Consider the following 19,059-nt stretch of genomic DNA (forward strand, 5'->3'; position numbering starts at 1 on the left):
CGGTCGCGGCTTGCGCCGCTCCTACCCTTTGGATGCGCCGCCTACTCCGCCAACGGCCGCCACGCCAACGCGCCCAGATACCCCGGCGCCGGCTCGATCTCGCGCAAGGTCCACTGCTCCGGCCGGCCCAAGGCCGGATCGCATTCGACCAGGCGCAGCTTGTCGTCGCGTTCTTCGAAACGCAGCTTGTCGAGGCCGAACGACAGCCCGTGGCCGTGCGCCTTGAGCACCGCTTCCTTGGCGCACCACAGGCGCAGGAAAGCGCGGTCGCGATCGGGGTGCGCGCGCAGCCAGTCGGATTCGCGATCGGTGAAGAAACGCGACGACACTTCCAGTGCGCGCGGCCGTCGTTGCAGACGCTCCAGGTCGACGCCGACCCGCGCCTGCAGGGCCAGTGCGACCAGCAGGCGTTCGCCGCTGTGGCTCCAATTGCAGTCGTAGCGATCGTGCGGCGGGTCCAGGTGCGGGCGCTGGCGGCCGTCGCGGGTCAGCGACAAGGCCGGATCGCCGAGCTGCCCGGCCAACCACTCGCGCGCTTCCGGTTCGGCCGGTCGGCCGTGCCGGTGCGGCAGCCAGGTCCAGCGCACACCGTGGCCGTCGGAGCGTTCCGAATACGTATCGACTAGCGAAGGTGAACGGCCGGACAGGGACATGAACAGGTGTGCTTTGGCCTGGAACAGGCCGGTCAGCGTAAGCTAAACCCTGGGGAACGGGTTCGTGGCGGCGGCACAGCGCGGGGGCGCGGTGCGATCGCATTGGTGCCGCGAGGGTCCGAAGGGACCGTCAGCTGCCGATCAGGCGGGCCCGGGCAAGTTGCAACACATTGGAAGCGGCCCTCAGGCCGCGGGAAATCTATTTGATGTCAGCGGTTATCGATCCGAGCCTTGTTCCGTTCAGCCAGGATCCTGCATCGCCCGGCGGCGAGTCGTTCGCGCTGGTCGCGGGTGCGCCCGGGCGCGCCTTGGCCTTCGGCCCCGACGGCGTCGTCGATCGCGCGAGTTTCGAGGCCGAAGTGCGCGCGCTCGCGGCGACGCTGCCGGCCGCGCAGTACGCGGTCAACCTGTGCGAAAACCGCTATCGCTTCCTGGTCGCCCTGTGCGCGGTGGCCTTGCGCGGGCAAGGCAATCTGTTGCCGCCTTCGCGCGCGCCGGCGGTGGTCGACGATGTGCTCGCGCGTTATCCCGACAGCTACTGCATCGGCGATCTCGCCCTCGATCCGCTGCCGCCGCGTTATCTGCGTTTGCCGACCGAACTGCCGCGCGACGCCGGCGACGCGTTGACCGCGCAGGCCGCGGCCTTGCTCGCGATCGGCTTCACCTCCGGCAGCACCGGCCAGCCCAAGCCCAACGCCAAGACCTGGCAGGCTTTCCGTACCAGCACCGCGCAGAACCTGATCGCGCTGGGCGACTTGTTGCGCGCCGACGAAGTCACTTATCTGGTCGCGACGGTGCCGCCGCAGCACATGTACGGCATGGAGATGTCGGTGTTGCTGCCCTTGCTCGGCCCGGTCGCGGTGCACGCAAATCGGCCGTTTTTCCCCGGCGATGTCGCACTTGCGCTCGGCGATGCGCCGACCCCGCCCTTGCTGGTGACCACGCCGGTGCATCTGCGCGCGCTGGTCGAATCCGGCGTCGAGCTGCCGCCGCTGGCCGGCATCGTCTCGGCGACCGCACCGCTGCCGGTCGAACTCGCGGTGGCGGCGGAAACGCGCTACGGCTGCGAAGTGCGCGAAGTGTTCGGCTCGACCGAGACCTGCGTGTTCGCCCGTCGCCGCACCGCGCGCGAGGCCGCGTGGACGCCGTTGCCGGGCGTGCGCGTGTGTCCGCAACCCGACGGCACCGCGATCCATGCGCCGCATCTGTCCGAGCCGGTGGTCCTCGCTGATCTGATGGAAGTCGAGGCCGACGGGCGTTTCGTGCTGCGCGGGCGCAGTGCCGACTTGCTGGAGATCGCCGGCAAGCGCGCCTCGCTCGGCGACCTCACCCGCAAGCTGCTCGCGATCGAGGGCGTGCTCGACGGCGCCATGTTCCAGCTCGATGCCGCCGACGCCTTCGGTGTGCGCCGCATCGCCGCCCTGGTGGTGGCGCCCGCGCTCGACGAAGCTTCGATCCTGCAGGCCCTGCGCCAGAGCATCGACCCGGTGTTCCTGCCGCGTCCGTTGCGCCGCGTCGACGCCTTGCCGCGCAACGAAACCGGAAAGCTGCCGCGCCACGCGGTCGAGGCGATGCTCCGCGACGCCGAGTGATCGCGCTGCAAGAGGCCTCGGCGCGAACGCGAAAACCGCCGCGGCTTCATGCCGGCTTCGCGCAGAACCGATGCGGACGATGCTGGCTCGGTACCGACCATCGGCGAATCGCGACGTTCATCGGGAGAAGCGAAACGCCGCTGCCGTAGCCCTGTGAACCATACCCAGGCGCAGTGTGCTTTTTGCCTTCTAGTGCAGCGTTTTCTTCACATTCCTAAGTGCGGTTTCTGACGTCGCCGTCACGTGCGCCGATTCATGCTGCAACTGCCCCCGAACGAGGGACAGCGATTCGCACCATGCGCATCGTGTCGCCTTGGGCTCATCAGAATCGCTAGGAGAACGCACATGCTCGGTATCATCATTTGGCTGGTAGTAGGCGGCATCATCGGTTGGATCGCCAGCATGATCATGAAGACCGATGGTCAGCAGGGTCTCTTCCTCAACATCATCGTCGGCATCGTCGGCGCGTTCCTCGGCGGTTGGCTGGGCGGCGTGCTCGGCATCGGCGCCGGTACTATCAACAGCGGTGCGTTCAGTCTGTCCGGATTGTTGCTGTCGCTGGTCGGTGCGATCGTTCTGCTCGCGATCGTGAACCTGTTCCGTCGCGGGCGCGTGCGTTAAGCGCTACGCGTTGCCGCAACAAAAAAGCCCGGCTTCGGCCGGGCTTTTTTTTGCGGCGGGATTGGGGAATCGTGAGCAGCGCCGTCGAAGTGAATGCTTGCAACAGCACACAAGCTTCTTATGCTTTTCCCGATTCCCGATTCCCGATTCCCGATTCCCGATTCCCGATTCCCGATTCCCGATTCCCGATTCCCGATTCCCGATTCCCGATTCCCGATTCCCGATTCCCGATTCCCGATTCTCAAGCCAACTCCACCCAAGCCGGCGCGTGATCGCTCGGGCGGTCCCAGGTGCGCGGTTCTCGGTCGATGCCGGCTGCGATGCAGCGGGCGCGCAGGGAGTCGGAGATCAGGGTCAGGTCGATGCGCAGACCGAGGTTGCGGCGGAAGCCGGCCTGGCGGTAATCCCACCACGAGAACTGGCCTTCTTCCTGGTTGTGCAGGCGGTAGGCGTCGTGCAGGCCGAGCGCTTGCAGGCGTTGCAATGCTTCGCGTTCGGCGGTCGAGGTCAGGATGTGGTGCTCGTTCCACACCTCCGGGTCGTGGGTGTCGCGCGCTTCCGGTGCGATGTTGAAATCGCCGAGCACGATCAGGTCCGGATAGCGGGCGAGTTCGTTCTGCAGCCAGGCGTGCACAGCGTCAAGCCAGCGCAGCTTGTAGGCGTATTTGTCGGTGCCGACGTCCTGGCCGTTGACCACGTACAGATTGACGATGCGCAGGCCGGCGACGGTGGCGGCGATGACGCGCTTTTGCTCGTCGTCGAAACCGGGGATGCCGATCTGCACGTCGCTGGCGCTTTCGCGCGAGAGGATGGCGACGCCGTTGTAGGTCTTCTGCCCGGCGAACACGCTGCGGTAGCCGGCGCCGACCAGCGCGGTGTCCGGGAAGCGCGTGTCCTCGAGCTTGGTTTCCTGCAGCGCGACGATGTCGGGAGCGAACGTGCCGAGCCACTGTTCCAGATGCGGCAGGCGCACGTTGAGCGAGTTGACGTTCCAGCTGACGATTTTCATGGCGGCAAGTGTAGCCTCAGCGCCGCTCGCTGTCGGCCTCGGCGGTCTCGTTGGTGCCGGCGCGGCGGTCGTTCGCGCTCCCGCCGTCGGCAGTCTTTCCCGGTTGGGCCGAACCGTCGGGCGGGCACAGGGCGTGGTGGATGCGCGCGGCCGCGGCGATGCGTGCGGCCGAGTCCGCGGCCGTCGGCCGGCGTTCGGATTCGCTGAGTTCGTAGACCGCGCAGGGTTTGCGCGCGTGCTCGGAGCGGCGCGGGTCGGCGCCGGCCTTGCGCAGGGCTTCGACGAGTTCGGCCGGCACCGCCGGGTCCGGGCCGCGGTCGAGCAGTTCGGACAATTCATAGCTCAGGTGCGACAGCGCATCCGCGCCCTCGCTCTGTCCCGCGCTCAACATCGCCGCGAACTCAGGGTCGGCGGCGATCAGTTCCTGCAGCATCGGTTTGGAGCGCACCGCGCGCAGGGCGAGGTTGCGCTGTTCCTCGCTGAAGCCGAATCCGGCCTGCAGCCATGCGCGCAGGCCGGCGTCGTGCCAGCGCTTCAGTACGGTATCGGCGGGGTCGCGCGCGGCGCTGCACGTGCCGGTGTCGCCGCGGTAGTCGGACGCGAGCAGAGGGGTGCGCGCCGCATCGGGTTGCTCCAGGGTGCGCCGCCACAGGCCGGCCCAGGTCGGGAACAGCGCGGGCTCGTCGCGTTCGCTCAGGTAATGCAGCAAGACCAGCAGCGCCGCCTGTTTCTCCTGGCGCGGCCAGGCGCCATCGACGACGGCCGCGGCGGCTTCGAGCAGGTCGGCGCTCGGCAAGGCCTCGCCATAGGCGTGATCGTCGAACCACAGCCACTGTTCGAAGGTGTAGGTGGCGCCGCCGCCTAGCGCGCACAGCGCTTTCGGCGCGCTGAAGCCGTCGGGCAAGGCGGGCAGCGCTTTGCGGATGCGGGCGTGGTTGTGGCTGCGCACGGTCGCGACGAATTCGGCATAGCGCGCCTTCTTGTCCTCGAAGGCCTGGGTCCGGCGGGCATGGATCAGGTGCAGGCTGAGTGGCAGTGCGAGCACCGCGACGACCGCGCCGATCGTCACCCCGAGCAGGGCCTGGCCGATGCGTCGGCTCAGGCCGCCCCAGATCAACACCGGGAGGGGCACCAACAGGGCGACGACTGCACCGGTCAGGACGGCGTCGGAGTAATCCCAAAAATCGGCGGCTTCGGTGCCGCGGGTCAGCACCACCCAGATCAGCCAGGCGAAGGCGGCCAGCGGAAAGGCCGCCAGCGCGACCCAGAACACCGCGCGGCTGCGGCGGGGCGCCGGCGATGAGGGCGGCAGGTCGTTCGGTGCGGGAGGTACTGAGCCGGCCATGGCATGCGATCCGTGGTGGGCTCCGACCCGGCATGGGTCGGAGCGAGGCCGGCTATTTCGCCAGCCAGCGGATCATCGCATCGATCTTGCCGCGGTACGGCGGCTTAAGCAGGTCGCTGGCGGCGAGGCGGCGCTGGTGGAACACCGGCAACAGCTTGCTGAAGGTGTCGAAGCCGTTGCGGCCGTGGATGGCGCCGATGCCGCTCGGGCCGATGCCGCCGAACGGCAGGTCGTGGGCGCCGAAATGCAGCAGGGTGTCGTTGACGGTGACGCCGCCGGCCAGGGTCTGGGCGAGGATGCGCTCGATCTGGGCGCGGTCGTGGCCGAACGGGTACAGCGCCAGCGGCCGGTCGAGCGCGTTGATGCGGGCGATGGCTTCGTCGAGCGTGCGGTAGGACAGCACCGGCAGGATCGGCCCGAAAATCTCGTGCTGCATGACCTGGGCGTCGGCGCCGGGCTCGATCACCAGCGCCGGTGGGAAGATGCGTTCGGCCACGCGCTGTTCGCGCGGCACGCTGTCGGCGAAGGGCTCGACCACGTCCAGGCCGCGTGCGCGGGCGTCGTCGAGATAACCCGACAGGCGCTGGTACTGGCTGGCGTTGATGATGCGGGTGTAGTCCTGCGGCGCGACCAGGTCGCCGTAGCGTTCTTTCAATTGCTTGAGCAGGGCCGCGACCAGTTCGTCGCGGCGTGCCGCGTCGACCAGCACGTAGTCGACGCCGATGCAGGTCTGGCCGGCGTTGAACCATTTGCCGCTGGCGATGCGCGCGGCGGCGCGTTCGATCGGGTAGTCGGCGCAGATCAGCGCCGGCGCCTTGCCGCCGAGTTCCAGGGTCACCGGGGTCAGGTTGGGCGCGGCCGCGGCCATGACCTTGCGCCCAACCGCGGTCGAGCCGGTGAACAGCAAGTGGTCGAACGGCAGCGCCGAGAACGCCGCACCGATCTCGGGGCCGCCGAGCGCGACCGCGACGCGGTCCTCGGGGAATACCTCGGCCAGCAGGTCGCGCAGGAACTGGGCGGTGCGCGGGGTGTGTTCGGACGGCTTCAGATAGACGTGGTTGCCGGCGGCGATCGCCGACACCAGCGGCACCAGGGCCAGGTTCACCGGGTAATTCCACGGCGAGAGGATGCCGACCACGCCGACCGGTTCGGGACGGATTTCGGCGCGCGCCGGCCAGAAGCGCCAGCCGACCGCGGCCCGGCGCGGGCGCATCCAGCGGCGCAGATGGCTCAGGGCGTGATCGATCTCGGCCAGAGTGATCATCGCCTCCGAGAGCAGGTTCTCGTGGCTGGAGCGGTGGCCGAAATCGGCGCGGATCGCCGCGTCCATCGCCGCGCTGCGGGCGCGGAAGGCGTCGCGCAGCCGCAGCAGGTCGGCGCGGCGTTGCGCGTAGTCGGGCTTGCGCGCCTGCCAGGCGGTGCGCAGGCGCTCGCGGGTGGCGGCGAGTTCGGTCGGGGCGGTGTCGGCGATCGTATCCATACGCCGCAGTCTAGTCGGGTTCGGGCGCTCAGCGTGCGGGCGGCAGGGGACAGCTGAGGGGGGCGAATCGGCCGAACACCGTCGCCCGGCATGCCGATCGCATCCGTTCGCCGTACCGCATGCGGCGGCTGCGTATCGTCGCTCGTCCAGCGGCGTTCGACATGCCCGCTTGCGCCTGGGGTCGCCCGCGAACGCCTACAATGCGCGCATGAGCCTACGTCCCTATCTCGACAAATTTCCCGTCCTCGGCGAGCGCGTCTACGTCGACCCGGCCGCGACCGTGATCGGCGAGGTCGACCTCGGCGACGACGTCTCGATCTGGCCCGGCTGCGTGGTCCGCGGCGACGTCAATTCGATCTCGATCGGCGCACGCACCAACGTTCAGGACGGCACCATCGTCCACGTCACCCACGAAGGCCCCTACACCCGTCCCGGCGGCCTGCCGACGGTCATCGCCAACGACGTCACCATCGGCCACGGCGCCATCGTCCATGCCTGCACGATCGACGAGTTCGCCCTGATCGGCATGGGCGCCAAGCTGCTCGACGACGCGCGCGTGTCGCGCTACGGCTTCGTCGCCGCCGGTGCGGTGCTGTCGCCTGGCAAGATCGTCGGCGAAGGCGAACTGTGGGTCGGCAATCCGGCCCGCCTCGCGCGCCGCCTCAGCGACCGCGAGATCGAACAGCTGCAATACAGCGCACAGCACTATGTGCGGCTCAAGGATCGCTACCTGGGCATGCTGTCGGGCTAGTCACGGCCGGGCTAGTCAGGGCCGATGGCCGCGTTTACAGTCGCGGCAGGGGAAAGCAGGACTCAGGGAGTCAGGGCTACATGGAAGAAACGCAGAATCCGTACGCCGCGCCGAATGCGCCGGCGCTGCCGAATGCCGAATGGCAACAAACCGTACGCGCCGACCGCGGCATGCGCCTGGTCGCCCGCTTGATCGACGGCGGCCTGTATCTGGTGTGTTTCCTGCCGATGTTCATCGCCGTCGCGATCGATCCGGAAAGCAAGGAACCCTCGGCGATCCAGATGGCCATGATGGGCCTGAGCTTCCTGCTCATGCTCGGCCTGTTCGTCTACAACCTCGTCCTGCTCAACGAGAGCGGCCAGACCCTCGGCAAACGCTGGATCGGCATCAAGATCGTGCGCACCGACGGCACCCCGGCGTCGCTCGGCCGCATCCTCGGCCTGCGCATGTTCGTGATCGCCCTGATCGAGGCGATTCCCTGCCTCGGCAGCGTCTTCGCCCTGGTCAACGTGCTGTGGATCTTCGGCGAAGACAGCCTGTGCCTGCATGACCTGATGGCGGATACGAAGGTCATCAACGCCTGATGCTCGACACGTACCGCCAGGTGGTGACGCCGGAGGGCGTGGCCTTGCACCTGCGCGCGGCCGGACCGGTACCGCGCGCGCTGGCCTGGATGATCGATCTGGCCTTGCGCGCGGTCATCTACGTGGCCTTGTTCCGCGCCCTGGTCGGCCTGTTCGGCGAGGCCGGCAACGCCATCCTGGGCTTGGCCGTGTTCGTGATGACCTGGTTCTACCAGGTGCTGTTCGAGGTGCTCATGCAGGGCCGCACGCCCGGCAAGTGGGCGCTCGGCCTGCGCGTGGTCGCCGCCGACGGCGCCCCGGTCGGCTGGATGGCGTCGTTCACCCGCAACCTGCTGCGTGTCGTCGATGCGCTGCCGGTCTGCTATGCGGTCGGCCTGATCACCAGCCTCATCGATCCCTGGGGCCGCCGCCTCGGCGATATGGTCGCCGGCACCCTGGTCGTGCACGCCGCGCGCCAGACCGACATCCGCGCCGCCGCGGTCAGCCCGCCGCTGGCGCCGTCGATGGTGTTGCTGCCGCACGAGCAGGCCGCGGTGGTCGCGTTCGCCGAGCGCGGCCCGAACCTGACCGCGGCGCGCCAGGCCGAACTCGCCGACCTGACCGAAGCGCTGACCCAGGCCCGCGGCGAAACCGCAGTGATGCGGTTGTACGGCATCGCCAACTGGTTGCTGGGGCGGCGATGAGGCAGGAGCATTTCGTCGCCCGTCATGAGGCCGAGTGGCGCGAACTCGAGCGCTGGCTGGAGATGCGCGCCTCGAGCGCACGCAACGCCCGCAGCCATCGCCGCGACTGGACCGGCCTGCGCGACGACAAGATTCCCGAGCGCCACCGCCGCCTGTGCCAGCAACTGGCCCTGGCGCGGCGGCGCGGCTACAGCGCGGTGGTCACCGATCGCCTGCAGCAACTCATGCAACGCGGCCACAGCGTGCTGTACCGGACCAAGCCGGTGCATTGGCGGCGTTCGGCCGAGTACTTATTGGCCGGTTTCCCGCGCCTGGTCCGCGCCGAGTGGCGCTGCATGCTGGCCGCGGCGCTGCTGTTCTGGCTGCCGCTGATCAGCATCTTCGTCGCCATCCAGGTGCGCCCGGAACTCGCCGCCGGCCTGTTCGACGCGCAGTCGCTGGTCCGCTTCGAGCAGATGTACGACCCGGCCCGGCCCGACAGCGCCCTCGGCCGCACCAACGAAGACGACCTGCAGATGTTCGCCCACTACATCGGCAACAACGTCGGCATCGGTTTCCAGACCTTCGCCAGCGGCCTGGTGGCCGGGCTCGGCACGGTGTTCGTGCTGATCTTCAACGGCGTGATGATCGGCGGCGTCGCCGGGCATCTGCAGGCGGTCGGTCACGGCGAACCCTTCTGGCGCTTCGTCGCCGGCCATTCGGCGCCCGAGCTCACCGCCATCGTCATCTCCGGCGGTGCCGGCCTGCGCTTGGGCCTGAGCCTGATCGCGCCCGGGCAGCGCCGGCGCATCGATTCGCTGATCCATGGCGGCCGCCGCGGCGCGTTGATCTGCATCGGCGTGTTCGCGATGCTGGTGTTCGCGGCGTTCGTCGAAGCGTTCTGGTCGTCGATCGGCAGCGTGCCGGCGGCGATCAAGTACGGCGTCGGCCTGGCGTTGTGGGTGTTGGTCGGCCTGTGGCTGCTGCGCGGCGGGCGTAACGCCGTCCACCGCGACGACGAAGACGCGGCATGAAGCTCGAAGCGCTGACGGTTTCGCTGCGCCCGCGCACTGCGTGGGAAGCCTGCGAGCTCGGCATGGCCCTGGTGCGCAGCCAGGCCGGCGCGATCTGGAAGCCGTGGCTGCTCGTGACCTTGCCGATCCTGGTGCTGCTCAATGCCGCCGGCTGGGCCCTCGACCTGTTGTGGTTGTCGGGCCTGCTGATGTGGTGGCTCAAGCCCTGGTTCGATCGCATCCCGCTGTTCGTGATTTCGCGCGCGGTGTTCGGCGAAACCCCGAGCACGCGCCAGACCGTGCGCGCGCAACTGCGCTGGGGCGCGCGCTGGTGGCTGCCGTATCTGACCTGGCGCCGGCTCAGCCCGGCCCGGCCCTTGTACCTGCCGGTGGACCTGCTGGAAGGCGGCGACGGCGCCGAGGCGCGCCAGCGCCGTTCCGCGCTCGGCGCGCCGGTGTACGGCGTGTGCGCGCTGCTGACCTTGGTCTGCGTGCATTTCGAGTTCGCGATCATCATCGGCAGCGTGCTCGGCGGCCTGATGTTCGTGCCGTTCGATTACCTGCCCGACACCTTCAAGTCGTTGATCGAAGCGATCGGAGTGGAGCCGCAATGGCTCAGCGCCTTGTTCAACGTGCTGGCCTGGGGCGCGGTCAGCGTGATCGAGCCGTTCTACGTCGGCGCCGGCTTCGGGCTGTATCTCAACCGCCGTACCCAGATCGAAGGCTGGGACATCGAGATCGTGTTCCGCCGCCTGCGCGCGCGCCTTACCGCCGCGGCTGCGCCGATGCTGCTGGTGCTGTGCGCGATGATCGGCTTCTCGCCGGACGCCGCCGCGCAAACGCCGCCTGCAGTCGAGACCAGTGTCGCCGCGAGCACGGACACGCAAACGGACGCGGGCGAGGACGTTGTCGCCGCCGACAGCGAAGACGAGGAAGCGGAAGCCGAAGCGCCGGCCGAGGCGCCGATCCGCGATTACCTCGAAGACGGCAAGAAAGCGCGCCGCCTGCCGTCGACGCTCGGCGAGGTCTACCGCGACGGCCGCAGCGACGACCGCGGCCTGCACGATGCGGTCGCCCGGGCGATGAAAGATCCGACCGTCGACCCCAAGCGCAAGCAGAGTGTCTGGAAAGCCAAGTCCGAGAGCACCAAGAAGAAATCCGAGAACAAGCGCGACCAAGCCATCAACGAGGGCCTGTTCAAGGGCCTCAGCGGCGGCGTGGCGGGATTCCTGCAAGTGCTGATGTGGGGCGTGGTGGCCTTGATCGTCGTCGCCCTGCTGCTGACCGCCTCGCGCTGGCTCGGCTGGTTCCGCGACGGCGGCATCGAAGAGGACGAGGCGCCCGGCGACGTGCGCAACGCGCCGTTGCCCGAACACGAGCCGCTGCCCGACGATATTCCGACCGCGATCCGCCGCCTGTGGCAGGCCGGCCGCCGTCGCGATGCGCTGGCCTTGATGTACCGCGCCGCGGTCGAATCGATGGCGCAACGCGCCGACATCGTATTGGTGCCGGGCGCGACCGAGGCCCAGTGCCTGCGCGCCTCGCGCAAGCTGGCCTCGGCCGAGGACCGCGAGGCCTTCGCGCGCGCGGTGCGCACCTGGCAGTACGCGGCCTATGCCGAGACCCTGCCGAGCGGCGACGACTTCGACGATCTGGTGGGCCAGCTGAGCCGGCGTTTCGGGTGGGCGGCATGAACCGCGCCGGCCTGAGCCTCGTCGGCGCCGGTGCGGCCCTGCTGATCGTGCTGGTGCTGATCGTCGGCGCGCTGTGGCGCCGCGACTACCACAAGGTCGAGGAAACCGTCGCCGCCGCGCGCAGCGGCGAGGCCGCGAGCAACCCGCTGTATGTGCTCAAGCTTGCCCTGCAACGCGACAAGGTCAAGGTCGAGGCGCGCCAGCGTCTGCAACTGTCGACCCATCCGCTGCAGACGCGCGACACGGTGCTGATCTACCGTGACCCGCGCACGCTGGCCGCCAGCGAAGCCGAGGCCCTGCTCGGCTGGGTCGAGCGCGGCGGCCATCTGATCGTGCGCACGCCGCCGCTGCAGGACCAGGTCGGCGATTCGCCGGTGCCGGTGCTCGATGCGCTCGGCATCACCCTGCTCGATGCCAGCGACGCCGCCGATCCGGAGTACCTGCGTAACGAATGCGTCGGCCTGTACGAGCGCGGCCTGGAGCCGCAGCAGGTGTTCTGCTCGGCGCGCCGTTTCTATTTTTACAACAGCGACGCCGACCCCGATTACGCCTGGGGCGGCGAGGACAGCGCCTACGTCTACGTGCGCTTGCCGCGCGGCAAGGGCCATGTCGACGTGCTCGCGGACCTGGATTTCCTGTCCAACCGCACCGGCACCGGCAACCCCTTGCTCGACAGCATCGGCATGGGCGACGACGAGATCGCCGCGCCGGCCAATGCCGCATTCGCGCGCCAGGTGCTGGCGCCGAACTACCGCGCCGGCACCGTGCACCTGATCTACGCCGCCGAAGTGCCGAAGCTGTGGAAGACCCTGCTGCGCGACAGCTGGATGGCCTGGTTGCCGCTGCTGCTGTGCCTGCTCGGCTGGCTGTGGCAACGCACCCAGCGCTTCGGTCCGCTGCGCCCGGCACCGGCGCTGGAGCGGCGTTCGCTGCTCGAACACATCGTCGCCAGCGGCGAGCACGTCTATCGCTACGGTTACGGCCCGCGCCTGTACGAATCGGCGCGCCGCGCCTTCATCGCCCGCCTGCGCCGCCGCGATCCCTACGCCGCCGCGCTCGACGGCGAGCCGCAGATCGCGTTGTTGATCGAGCGCTTCAAGGCCGATCCGGCGCCGATCGCCGCCAACGACATCCGCGACGCCCTCACTCCGCCGCCGGCCCGCGACCACGCCGCGTTCCGCGCCCGCATCGCCACTTTGATCCGCATGAGAAACCGCTTATGAGCCTCGACGCCGCTCCGCTCGTCCCGATCACCGGCACCGCGCTGGCCGAACGCGCCGCCGCCGTGCGCGACGAAGTCGGCAAGGCCTTCATCGGCCAGGCCGACGTGCTCGACCAGATCCTGATCGCTCTGCTCGCCGGCGGCCACGCGCTGCTCGAAGGCGTGCCCGGGCTCGGCAAGACCCTGGTCGTGCGCGCGCTGTCCAAGGCCCTGGACTGCGGCTACGCACGCGTCCAGTTCACCCCCGACCTGATGCCCAGCGACATCAGCGGCCATGCGGTCTACGACCCGAAGACCGAGAGCTTCAACATCCGCCGCGGCCCGGTATTCACCAACCTGCTGCTCGCCGACGAAATCAACCGCGCCCCGGCCAAGACCCAGTCGGCGCTGCTGGAGGCGATGCAGGAACTGCAGGTGACGATCGAAGGCCACAGCTTCGAGTTGCCGCCGCCGTTCCTGACCCTGGCCACGCAGAACCCGGTCGAACAGGAAGGCACCTATCCTTTGCCGGAAGCGCAGCTCGATCGCTTCCTGCTGAAGATCCTGATCGGCTACCCGACCCGCGCCGACGAAAAGCGCATGGTCACCGCGGTCAGCCTGGGCCGCAGCGCGTCGGACTTCGATCTGTCGCAGGTGCGGCGCGTGCTCGGCCCGGAAGAGATCGTCGCGATGCAGCAGGGCACTGCCCTGGTGCGCGTCGACGAGACGGTGATCGACTACGTCGTGCGCATCGTCGGCACCACCCGCGACTGGGCCGGCATCGCCCTCGGCGCCGGTCCGCGCGGCAGTCTCGCCCTGGTGCGCGCGGCGCGCGCGCAAGCGGTGCTGTCGGGGCGCGATTTCGTCACCCCCGACGACGTGCGCGAGATCGCCAAGCCGGCCCTGCGCCATCGCATCGCGCTCGCGCCCGAGCTGCAGATCGAAGGCCAGTCGCCCGACGACGTGTTGCAGGCGCTGTTGGCCAAGGTCGAAGCGCCCCGGCAATGAGCCGCGCCGCGCCACCGCCGCTGCCAGTCACCGCCGCCAGCGCCGGCCTGACGGTGCCGCGCGACCGCGCCCTGCCGCGTCGCGGTTGGGCACGGCCGGCGCCGCGCTGGATCTGGCTCGCGCTGCCGTGGTCGGCGCTCGGCCTGGCCGCGAGCGTGGGTTGGGTGCAAGCCGCGGCCTGGCAGGTGGCGACCCTCGTCATCGTGCTGCTCGCGATCGTCGATCTGTTGCGTCTGCTGTACGCGCCGACGCCGCGGGCGAGGCGCAGCATGCACGACACCTGGGCGATCGGCGTCGAACGCCCGGTCACCCTCGAATTCGAGGCTGATCGCCGGCAACGCCTGGATGCCTTCGACTTGCATCCCGGCAACTGGAGCATGCGCAACCTGCCGCGCCGGATCGACCTGCGTCGCGGCGAGAGCGCCAGCTTCGAGTACGAACTGCGCCCCGGTATGCGCGGCGATTTCCAGTTCGACGGCGTGCAACTGCGCCTGCACTCGCCGTGGGGGCTGTGGTGGCAGTCGCGCATCGGCGGCGAGATCCAGCGCGTGCGCGTGTTCCCCAACTTCGCGCCGCTGGCCAAGTTCGCGATGTTCAGCGCCGAACAGGCCTCGCGCCTGGTCGGTGCGCACGTCAAGCGCCGTCGCGGCGAAGGCACCGACTTCCATCAGATGCGCGAATACCGCGTCGGCGACAGCCTGCGCCAGATCGACTGGAAAGCGACCGCGCGTGCGCGCCGGTTGATCTCGCGCGAGTACCAGGACGAGCGTAATCAACAACTGGTGCTGATGCTCGACACCGGTCGCCGCCTGATGGCGCGCGACGGCGAGCATTCGCATTTCGACCATGTGCTCGACGCGGCCCTGGTCGTGGCCTATCTGGCTTTGCGCCAGGGCGACGGCGTCGGCCTGCTGGCCAGCGGCGGCGAAAGCCGCTGGGTGCCGCCGCAGCGCGGTGTCGGCGCGATCGACAACCTGCTGCGCGCCAGCTACGCCCTGCAGCCGCAGCCGGTCGCCACCGACTTCCTCGCCGCGGCGACCGAACTGTCGTTGCGCCAACGCCGCCGTTCGTTGGTGATGCTGGTGACCAACCTGCGCGACGAGGACATGGACGACCTGCTCGCCGCCGTGCGCATGCTGCGTGGTCGCCATCTGGTCTGCGTCGCCAGCCTGCGCGAAGGCTCGCTGGATCAGGCGCTCGCCGAAGAAGTCGCCGACCTGCCCGGTGCGATCCGCGCCGGCGCCACCGCGCAATACCTCGAACACCGCGTCGCCGCCCACGAAGCCCTGCGCAACCACGGGGTGATGGTGCTGGACGTCAGCTGCGATCAGCTGGCGGCATCCTTGGTCGAGAAGTACCTGGCGGTGAAGCGCGACGGCTTGCTTTGAGAATCCGCGAGCTGCTTGATGCGCTCGGCTAAGGCGGATCAAGACAACGTCAGCAGCAACAGCAACGGCAAATCCCCCACGACCGCTACGCCCTCGTTCGCCCCCTTTTTCTAAGGGGGCAAAGGCAGGAGCGCCGAAGCTAGCCTGCAACCGCAGCACCGGCAGGAGCATCGAAGCAAGCTCGCAACCGCAACGCCGTCGCTGTTCCCCCTTTGGAAAAGGGGGTAGGGGGGATTTGCTTTATGCCCCGTCGCCGCGATCTGAACGCAGCGACGTCCGCAAAGCCAAGCGCTCACCCCGGCCGAGTCTGCGCTTCCAGCCAGTCCAACCACTGCATCGCCTGCCCGCGATCCTCGCCGCACATCTCGCGCGATGGCTGCAGCGAACCGCAGAACGCCGGCCGCTCCGGCTTGCCGAACAAACGGCAGCGCAGTTCGTCGTCGAGTTGCACGCAGGGGATGCCGGCCGGTTTGCCGTGCGGCATGCCCGGGATCGGCGAGGTGATCGAAGGCGCGATGCAGCAGGCGCCGCAATGGCTGCGGCAGGCGAAGCTCATGGCGGCGCCGTGAACGGCTCGACCGCGCGTACCGAGTCCAAGGGAATCGGCGCGTACACGTGCGGGAAATAATCGTCGCTGCGTTCGCTCCAGTCGTAGCGCAGGGTCGTGCCGAGCGCGGCCGCGTCGATGCTCAGCAGAAGCAAGGCGCCGCGCCCGCGTTGATGGCGTTCGATGACGCCGGCGAGTTGCGCCTGCGTCGCGCAATGCACGAAGCCTTCGCGCATCCAGCCGTCCGGGGCATAGGCGCCGGTGGCCTGCGCCCGGTGCCAGTCGGCCGGCGCGGCGAAATGAAAGATCGTGTCGGGGCGGGGGCCGGGGTGGGCGCCGGCGAAGTCCGCTCCCGGCGTCGGCTTGTGCTCGCCGGGGCCGGAAACGGTCGCGGCGCCGTCGTCGGGCGCCGCGTCGCGGTCGATCGCCGTCATCGCCGGGTCAGTCGGCGGTGACCAGGGCGTCGGCGCGTTCGCGCAGCATCGCGTAGACCGGATCGGTGTCCGGGCGTTTGCGGTGCCAACGCTCGAAGCTCTCGGCGGCCTGTTCGACCAGCATGCCGAGCCCGTCGATGCGGTCGTGCGCGCCGGCGACCTTGGCCCAGGCCAGGAACGGAATCGCGACCTCGCCGTAGCTCAAGTCGACCGCGGCGGTGCGCGGCGTCGCCAGACTCATCGGCAGGGTCGGCATGGCGTCGTCGCGCGCGGCCGAGGTGGCGTTGACGATCAGGTCGAAGTTGCCGAGCGTGGCGACGTCGGCGAGATAACGCGGATGCACGCGGCCGGGCATGCCGAGCGCGTCGGCCAGGGCGTCGACGCGTTCGCTGGTGCGGTTGACGATGTAGAGATCGCCGATGCCGGCATCCAGCAGGGCCGGGGCCACGCCGCGCGCGGCGCCACCGGCGCCGATCAGCAAGGTGCGGCGCGAACGCAGGTCCAGGCCGTGGCGTTCGGTGAGGTCGCGGATCAGGCCGGTGCCGTCGGTGTTGTCGCCTTCCCAGCCGGTCGCACTGCGGATCAGGGTGTTGACCGCGCCGGCGCGTTGCGCGCGTTCGCTGAGGTGGCTGCAGATGCTCGCCGCTCGCGTCTTCAGCGGCAGGGTGATGTTGGCGCCGAGGCCGCCTTCGGCCGCGAACGCGGCGAGGGCGACGTCGAACTGCTCCGGCGCGGCGTCGATGGCGGTGTATTCCAGGGCGATGCCGAGCTGGCGCCCGAACGCGGCATGGATGCGCGGCGACAGCGAGTGCGCGACCGGATGACCGAAGACCGCATAGCGAAGGACAGGGCTGGACGAACTGGAATCGATCGACATGGACGCGCCTCGTTCTAGACTGGTGACCCTAGTTCGGGAGACGCACGATGCGGCACGCCAGGGTCCGGTTCGGCCTCAGTCTACTCCTCGCCTGCGGGCTCGCCAGCACGGTTCAGGCGGCCCTGTCCGAATTCGGCATAGAAGGCATGGGAGTTGTTTCAACCGTGCACAGTGAGGTGCGCGCGGCCGTGTCTCCCGACGGACGGCGCATCGTCTGGGGCAGCACCGACCGCAGCGGCGGCGCCGGCGGCTGGGACCTGTGGCAGGCCAGTCTGATCGATGGCCGCTGGCAGGACGCGAAGCCGTTGCCGCTGAACGCCAAGGCCAACGATTTCGACCCTGCCTTCAGTGCCGACGGGCGCTGGCTGTACTTCTTTTCCAACCGCCCCGGCGGCCACGGCGGCGACGATCTCTATCGCGCCGCGGTGCGCGACGACGGCGGCTATGGCCCGGTAGAAAACCTGGGCCGCGGCGTCAACGGCCGCGGCGACGAATGGGCGCCGACGCCGAGCCGCGACGGCCGTCATCTCTTGTTCGCCAGCGACGGCTTCGGCGGCAGCGGCCGTCACGATTTGTTCGTCGCCCACTGGAACGGCCAGGCCTTCGTCGACCCCAAGCCGGTGCCCGGCGTGAACAGCGCCGACGACGAATTCGATGCCGCCTGGCTCGGCGACGGCAAGACCCTCGTGTTCGCCCGTTCCAAGGACGTGGAGAAACTGTCCATCCGTTTGTATGTCGCGCATTGCGACGGCGCGCGCTATGCGCAGGCCGCGCCGCTCGCCCTGTCGTTCAATACCGAAGAGGCCCACACGCTCGGCCCGGCGATCGACTGGAACAAGCCCGGCGAGCTGTTGGTCACCGGCTCGGCGAAAGCGCCGCGCGCCGGCAAGATGGATTTGTACCGGATGAAGGCGCCGGCGGCGACGGGCCAGGACGGTTGCGTCGCGAGCGCGGCGCACTGATCGGCATGCGCACTGCGAGCGCCGCGATGGCGACGCCGTGCGAAACGCAGCAGGCGGCGTCGCGCCGATGCTGCGTTTGCCTGCGCGGTGTCGAGCGAGGCCTCAGCGCGCCTCGCGCATCCACTGCGCCGCATCGAGCGCGAAGTAGGTCAGCACGCCGTCGGCGCCGGCGCGCTTGATCGAGGTCAGCGCTTCCATCACGCAGCCGCGTTCGTCGAGCCAGCCGTTCTGGATCGCCGCGCGCAGCATCGCGTACTCGCCGCTGACCTGGTAGACGAAGGTCGGCACGCCGAATTCGTCCTTCACCCGGCGCACGATGTCGAGGTAGGGCATGCCCGGCTTGACCATGACCATGTCGGCGCCTTCGTCGAGATCGAGCGCGACTTCGCGCAGCGCCTCGTCGCTGTTGGCCGGGTCCATCTGGTAGGTGTATTTGTTGCCCTTGCCGAGCGCGCCGGCCGAGCCGACCGCATCGCGGAACGGGCCGTAGAAGCTCGACGCGTACTTGGCGCTGTAGGCGAGGATGCGGGTGTGGATGTGGCCGTCGAGCTCGAGCGCGTTGCGGATCTGGCCGATGCGGCCGTCCATCATGTCGCTGGGCGCGACCACGTCGGCGCCGGCGGCGGCGTGCGACAGCGCCTGCTTGACCAGGGCTTCGACGGTCTCGTCGTTCATGACGTAGCCGCTGTCGTCGACCAGGCCGTCCTGGCCGTGGCTGGTGTAGGGGTCGAGGGCGACGTCGGTGATCACGCCGAGTTCGGGGAAGCGCTGCTTGAGCGCACGGATCGCGCGTTGGCACAGGCCGTCTTCGTCCCAGGCGGCGACCGCGTCGAGCGACTTGGCCTCCGGCGCGGTGACCGGGAACAGCGCGAGCGCGGGCACTCGCAGCTCGCTGGCGCGTTCGGCGACGCGCAGCAGTTCGTCGATCGACAGACGTTCGATGCCGGGCATCGAGCCGACCGGCGCGCGGCCGTCGAGTTCGTGGACGAACACCGGATAGATCAGGTCGTCGGCGGTGAGGACGGTCTCGCGCATCAGGCGTCGCGAGAATTCGTCGCGGCGCATCCGCCGCGGGCGCGAATAGGGATAGGTCATGGGCGCTAGTTTACCCCCGGCGGTCGCGGCGACCTGCGACCGGCGGTCGCGCCCGGAGGCGGACGCTGCGTTCTGCCAACCGCAGAGATGTTTGGAGGCGCGCGTGCCGAAGCCAGGGAGCCCGGCCGGGTTTGCCTGTTCGG

18 protein-coding genes and 1 pseudogene are annotated in these 19,059 nt (G+C 69.2%); 11 read left to right on the forward strand and 8 right to left on the reverse strand.

Features of this window, described 5'->3' with window-relative positions; genetic code table 11:
* Positions 1-41: 41 nt before the first annotated feature.
* Positions 42-653: a 4'-phosphopantetheinyl transferase superfamily protein gene (locus LC490_RS03170; RefSeq protein ID WP_223619269.1), complete on the reverse strand. Its 612-nt coding sequence runs from the start codon at positions 651-653 to the stop codon at positions 42-44.
* 206 nt (positions 654-859) lie between these two features.
* On the opposite strand from LC490_RS03170, the gene LC490_RS03175 reads away from it, so the two are divergent.
* On the forward strand, positions 860-2,245 hold the full coding sequence (locus tag LC490_RS03175; RefSeq protein ID WP_223619270.1) for an AMP-binding protein: 1,386 nt from the start codon (positions 860-862) through the stop codon (positions 2,243-2,245).
* Positions 2,246-2,590: 345 nt separating this feature from the next.
* Positions 2,591-2,866, forward strand: a complete 276-nt coding sequence (locus LC490_RS03180; protein WP_031370668.1) for a GlsB/YeaQ/YmgE family stress response membrane protein — start codon at positions 2,591-2,593, stop codon at positions 2,864-2,866.
* Between the two features lie 241 nt (positions 2,867-3,107).
* Here the strand turns inward: LC490_RS03180 and xth are convergent, their stop codons facing one another.
* Genes xth through LC490_RS03195 form a run of 3 tightly spaced genes read right to left on the reverse strand, consistent with a single transcriptional unit; the run spans position 3,108 to position 6,700 of the window.
* Entirely contained in the window at positions 3,108-3,875 is a 768-nt protein-coding gene (xth, locus tag LC490_RS03185; RefSeq protein ID WP_223619271.1) for an exodeoxyribonuclease III, read from the reverse strand.
* Between the two features lie 16 nt (positions 3,876-3,891).
* The gene (locus LC490_RS03190; protein WP_223619272.1) at positions 3,892-5,220 is read right to left on the reverse strand and encodes a hypothetical protein; all 1,329 of its coding nucleotides are present in this window, start codon (positions 5,218-5,220) and stop codon (positions 3,892-3,894) included.
* Between the two features lie 52 nt (positions 5,221-5,272).
* Positions 5,273-6,700 (reverse strand): coniferyl aldehyde dehydrogenase, encoded by a 1,428-nt coding sequence (locus LC490_RS03195; RefSeq protein WP_223619273.1) that lies wholly within the window; start codon positions 6,698-6,700, stop codon positions 5,273-5,275.
* A 208-nt stretch (positions 6,701-6,908) separates the two neighbouring features.
* On the opposite strand from LC490_RS03195, the gene LC490_RS03200 reads away from it, so the two are divergent.
* The 8 genes from LC490_RS03200 to LC490_RS03235 all read left to right on the forward strand — a co-directional run bounded on the left by LC490_RS03200 (position 6,909) and on the right by LC490_RS03235 (position 15,001).
* Complete coding sequence (locus LC490_RS03200) at positions 6,909-7,451, forward strand: gamma carbonic anhydrase family protein (protein ID WP_223619274.1); 543 nt, start codon at positions 6,909-6,911, stop codon at positions 7,449-7,451.
* A gap of 80 nt (positions 7,452-7,531) precedes the next feature.
* Positions 7,532-8,035 (forward strand): RDD family protein, encoded by a 504-nt coding sequence (locus LC490_RS03205; RefSeq protein WP_223619275.1) that lies wholly within the window; start codon positions 7,532-7,534, stop codon positions 8,033-8,035.
* Entirely contained in the window at positions 8,035-8,718 is a 684-nt protein-coding gene (locus LC490_RS03210; protein ID WP_031370677.1) for an RDD family protein, read from the forward strand. The genes LC490_RS03205 and LC490_RS03210 overlap by 1 nt, the downstream gene beginning before the upstream one ends.
* Positions 8,715-9,731, forward strand: coding sequence for a stage II sporulation protein M (locus LC490_RS03215; RefSeq protein WP_036147963.1), 1,017 nt, complete (start codon positions 8,715-8,717; stop codon positions 9,729-9,731). The genes LC490_RS03210 and LC490_RS03215 overlap by 4 nt, the downstream gene beginning before the upstream one ends.
* Positions 9,728-11,404, forward strand: a complete 1,677-nt coding sequence (locus LC490_RS03220; RefSeq protein WP_223619276.1) for a DUF4129 domain-containing protein — start codon at positions 9,728-9,730, stop codon at positions 11,402-11,404. Before LC490_RS03215 ends, LC490_RS03220 begins: the two co-directional genes overlap by 4 nt.
* On the forward strand, positions 11,401-12,627 hold the full coding sequence (locus LC490_RS03225; protein WP_031370680.1) for a DUF4350 domain-containing protein: 1,227 nt from the start codon (positions 11,401-11,403) through the stop codon (positions 12,625-12,627). The genes LC490_RS03220 and LC490_RS03225 overlap by 4 nt, the downstream gene beginning before the upstream one ends.
* Complete coding sequence (locus LC490_RS03230; RefSeq protein WP_036147966.1) at positions 12,624-13,613, forward strand: MoxR family ATPase; 990 nt, start codon at positions 12,624-12,626, stop codon at positions 13,611-13,613. The genes LC490_RS03225 and LC490_RS03230 overlap by 4 nt, the downstream gene beginning before the upstream one ends.
* Complete coding sequence (locus tag LC490_RS03235) at positions 13,610-15,001, forward strand: DUF58 domain-containing protein (protein WP_081930603.1); 1,392 nt, start codon at positions 13,610-13,612, stop codon at positions 14,999-15,001. The genes LC490_RS03230 and LC490_RS03235 overlap by 4 nt, the downstream gene beginning before the upstream one ends.
* A gap of 292 nt (positions 15,002-15,293) precedes the next feature.
* On the opposite strand, the gene LC490_RS03240 is transcribed toward LC490_RS03235, so the two are convergent.
* Genes LC490_RS03240 through aroE form a run of 3 tightly spaced genes read right to left on the reverse strand, consistent with a single transcriptional unit; the run spans position 15,294 to position 16,859 of the window.
* Positions 15,294-15,557 (reverse strand): YkgJ family cysteine cluster protein, encoded by a 264-nt coding sequence (locus LC490_RS03240; RefSeq protein WP_051884423.1) that lies wholly within the window; start codon positions 15,555-15,557, stop codon positions 15,294-15,296.
* On the reverse strand, positions 15,554-15,982 hold the full coding sequence (locus LC490_RS03245; RefSeq protein WP_223619277.1) for a DUF952 domain-containing protein: 429 nt from the start codon (positions 15,980-15,982) through the stop codon (positions 15,554-15,556). The genes LC490_RS03240 and LC490_RS03245 overlap by 4 nt, the downstream gene beginning before the upstream one ends.
* Before the next feature lie 7 nt (positions 15,983-15,989).
* Positions 15,990-16,859: a shikimate dehydrogenase gene (aroE, locus tag LC490_RS03250; protein WP_031370685.1), complete on the reverse strand. Its 870-nt coding sequence runs from the start codon at positions 16,857-16,859 to the stop codon at positions 15,990-15,992.
* Between the two features lie 116 nt (positions 16,860-16,975).
* On the opposite strand from aroE, the pseudogene LC490_RS03255 reads away from it, so the two are divergent.
* Positions 16,976-17,821 (forward strand): annotated as a pseudogene (locus LC490_RS03255) (TolB-like protein); the annotation flags it as partial.
* Positions 17,822-17,923: 102 nt separating this feature from the next.
* On the opposite strand, the gene hemB reads toward LC490_RS03255, so the two are convergent.
* Positions 17,924-18,916 (reverse strand): porphobilinogen synthase, encoded by a 993-nt coding sequence (gene hemB, locus LC490_RS03260; RefSeq protein ID WP_223619279.1) that lies wholly within the window; start codon positions 18,914-18,916, stop codon positions 17,924-17,926.
* Positions 18,917-19,059 lie beyond the last annotated feature (143 nt).

Source organism: Lysobacter sp. ESA13C (assembly GCF_019970005.1).
GTDB classification, from domain to species: domain Bacteria; phylum Pseudomonadota; class Gammaproteobacteria; order Xanthomonadales; family Xanthomonadaceae; genus Lysobacter; species Lysobacter antibioticus_B.

Excerpts from the sequence above, each read along its gene's own strand:
- LC490_RS03170 (WP_223619269.1), bottom strand. The coding sequence starts at position 653 with ATGTCCCTGTCCGGCCGTTCACCTTCGCTAGTCGATACGTATTCGGAA.
- LC490_RS03175 (WP_223619270.1), top strand. The coding sequence starts at position 860 with ATGTCAGCGGTTATCGATCCGAGCCTTGTTCCGTTCAGCCAGGATCCT.
- LC490_RS03180 (WP_031370668.1), top strand. The coding sequence starts at position 2,591 with ATGCTCGGTATCATCATTTGGCTGGTAGTAGGCGGCATCATCGGTTGG.
- xth (WP_223619271.1), bottom strand. The coding sequence starts at position 3,875 with ATGAAAATCGTCAGCTGGAACGTCAACTCGCTCAACGTGCGCCTGCCG.
- LC490_RS03190 (WP_223619272.1), bottom strand. The coding sequence starts at position 5,220 with ATGGCCGGCTCAGTACCTCCCGCACCGAACGACCTGCCGCCCTCATCG.
- LC490_RS03195 (WP_223619273.1), bottom strand. The coding sequence starts at position 6,700 with ATGGATACGATCGCCGACACCGCCCCGACCGAACTCGCCGCCACCCGC.
- LC490_RS03200 (WP_223619274.1), top strand. The coding sequence starts at position 6,909 with ATGAGCCTACGTCCCTATCTCGACAAATTTCCCGTCCTCGGCGAGCGC.
- LC490_RS03205 (WP_223619275.1), top strand. The coding sequence starts at position 7,532 with ATGGAAGAAACGCAGAATCCGTACGCCGCGCCGAATGCGCCGGCGCTG.
- LC490_RS03210 (WP_031370677.1), top strand. The coding sequence starts at position 8,035 with ATGCTCGACACGTACCGCCAGGTGGTGACGCCGGAGGGCGTGGCCTTG.
- LC490_RS03215 (WP_036147963.1), top strand. The coding sequence starts at position 8,715 with ATGAGGCAGGAGCATTTCGTCGCCCGTCATGAGGCCGAGTGGCGCGAA.
- LC490_RS03220 (WP_223619276.1), top strand. The coding sequence starts at position 9,728 with ATGAAGCTCGAAGCGCTGACGGTTTCGCTGCGCCCGCGCACTGCGTGG.
- LC490_RS03225 (WP_031370680.1), top strand. The coding sequence starts at position 11,401 with ATGAACCGCGCCGGCCTGAGCCTCGTCGGCGCCGGTGCGGCCCTGCTG.
- LC490_RS03230 (WP_036147966.1), top strand. The coding sequence starts at position 12,624 with ATGAGCCTCGACGCCGCTCCGCTCGTCCCGATCACCGGCACCGCGCTG.
- LC490_RS03235 (WP_081930603.1), top strand. The coding sequence starts at position 13,610 with ATGAGCCGCGCCGCGCCACCGCCGCTGCCAGTCACCGCCGCCAGCGCC.
- LC490_RS03240 (WP_051884423.1), bottom strand. The coding sequence starts at position 15,557 with ATGAGCTTCGCCTGCCGCAGCCATTGCGGCGCCTGCTGCATCGCGCCT.
- LC490_RS03245 (WP_223619277.1), bottom strand. The coding sequence starts at position 15,982 with ATGACGGCGATCGACCGCGACGCGGCGCCCGACGACGGCGCCGCGACC.
- aroE (WP_031370685.1), bottom strand. The coding sequence starts at position 16,859 with ATGTCGATCGATTCCAGTTCGTCCAGCCCTGTCCTTCGCTATGCGGTC.
- hemB (WP_223619279.1), bottom strand. The coding sequence starts at position 18,916 with ATGACCTATCCCTATTCGCGCCCGCGGCGGATGCGCCGCGACGAATTC.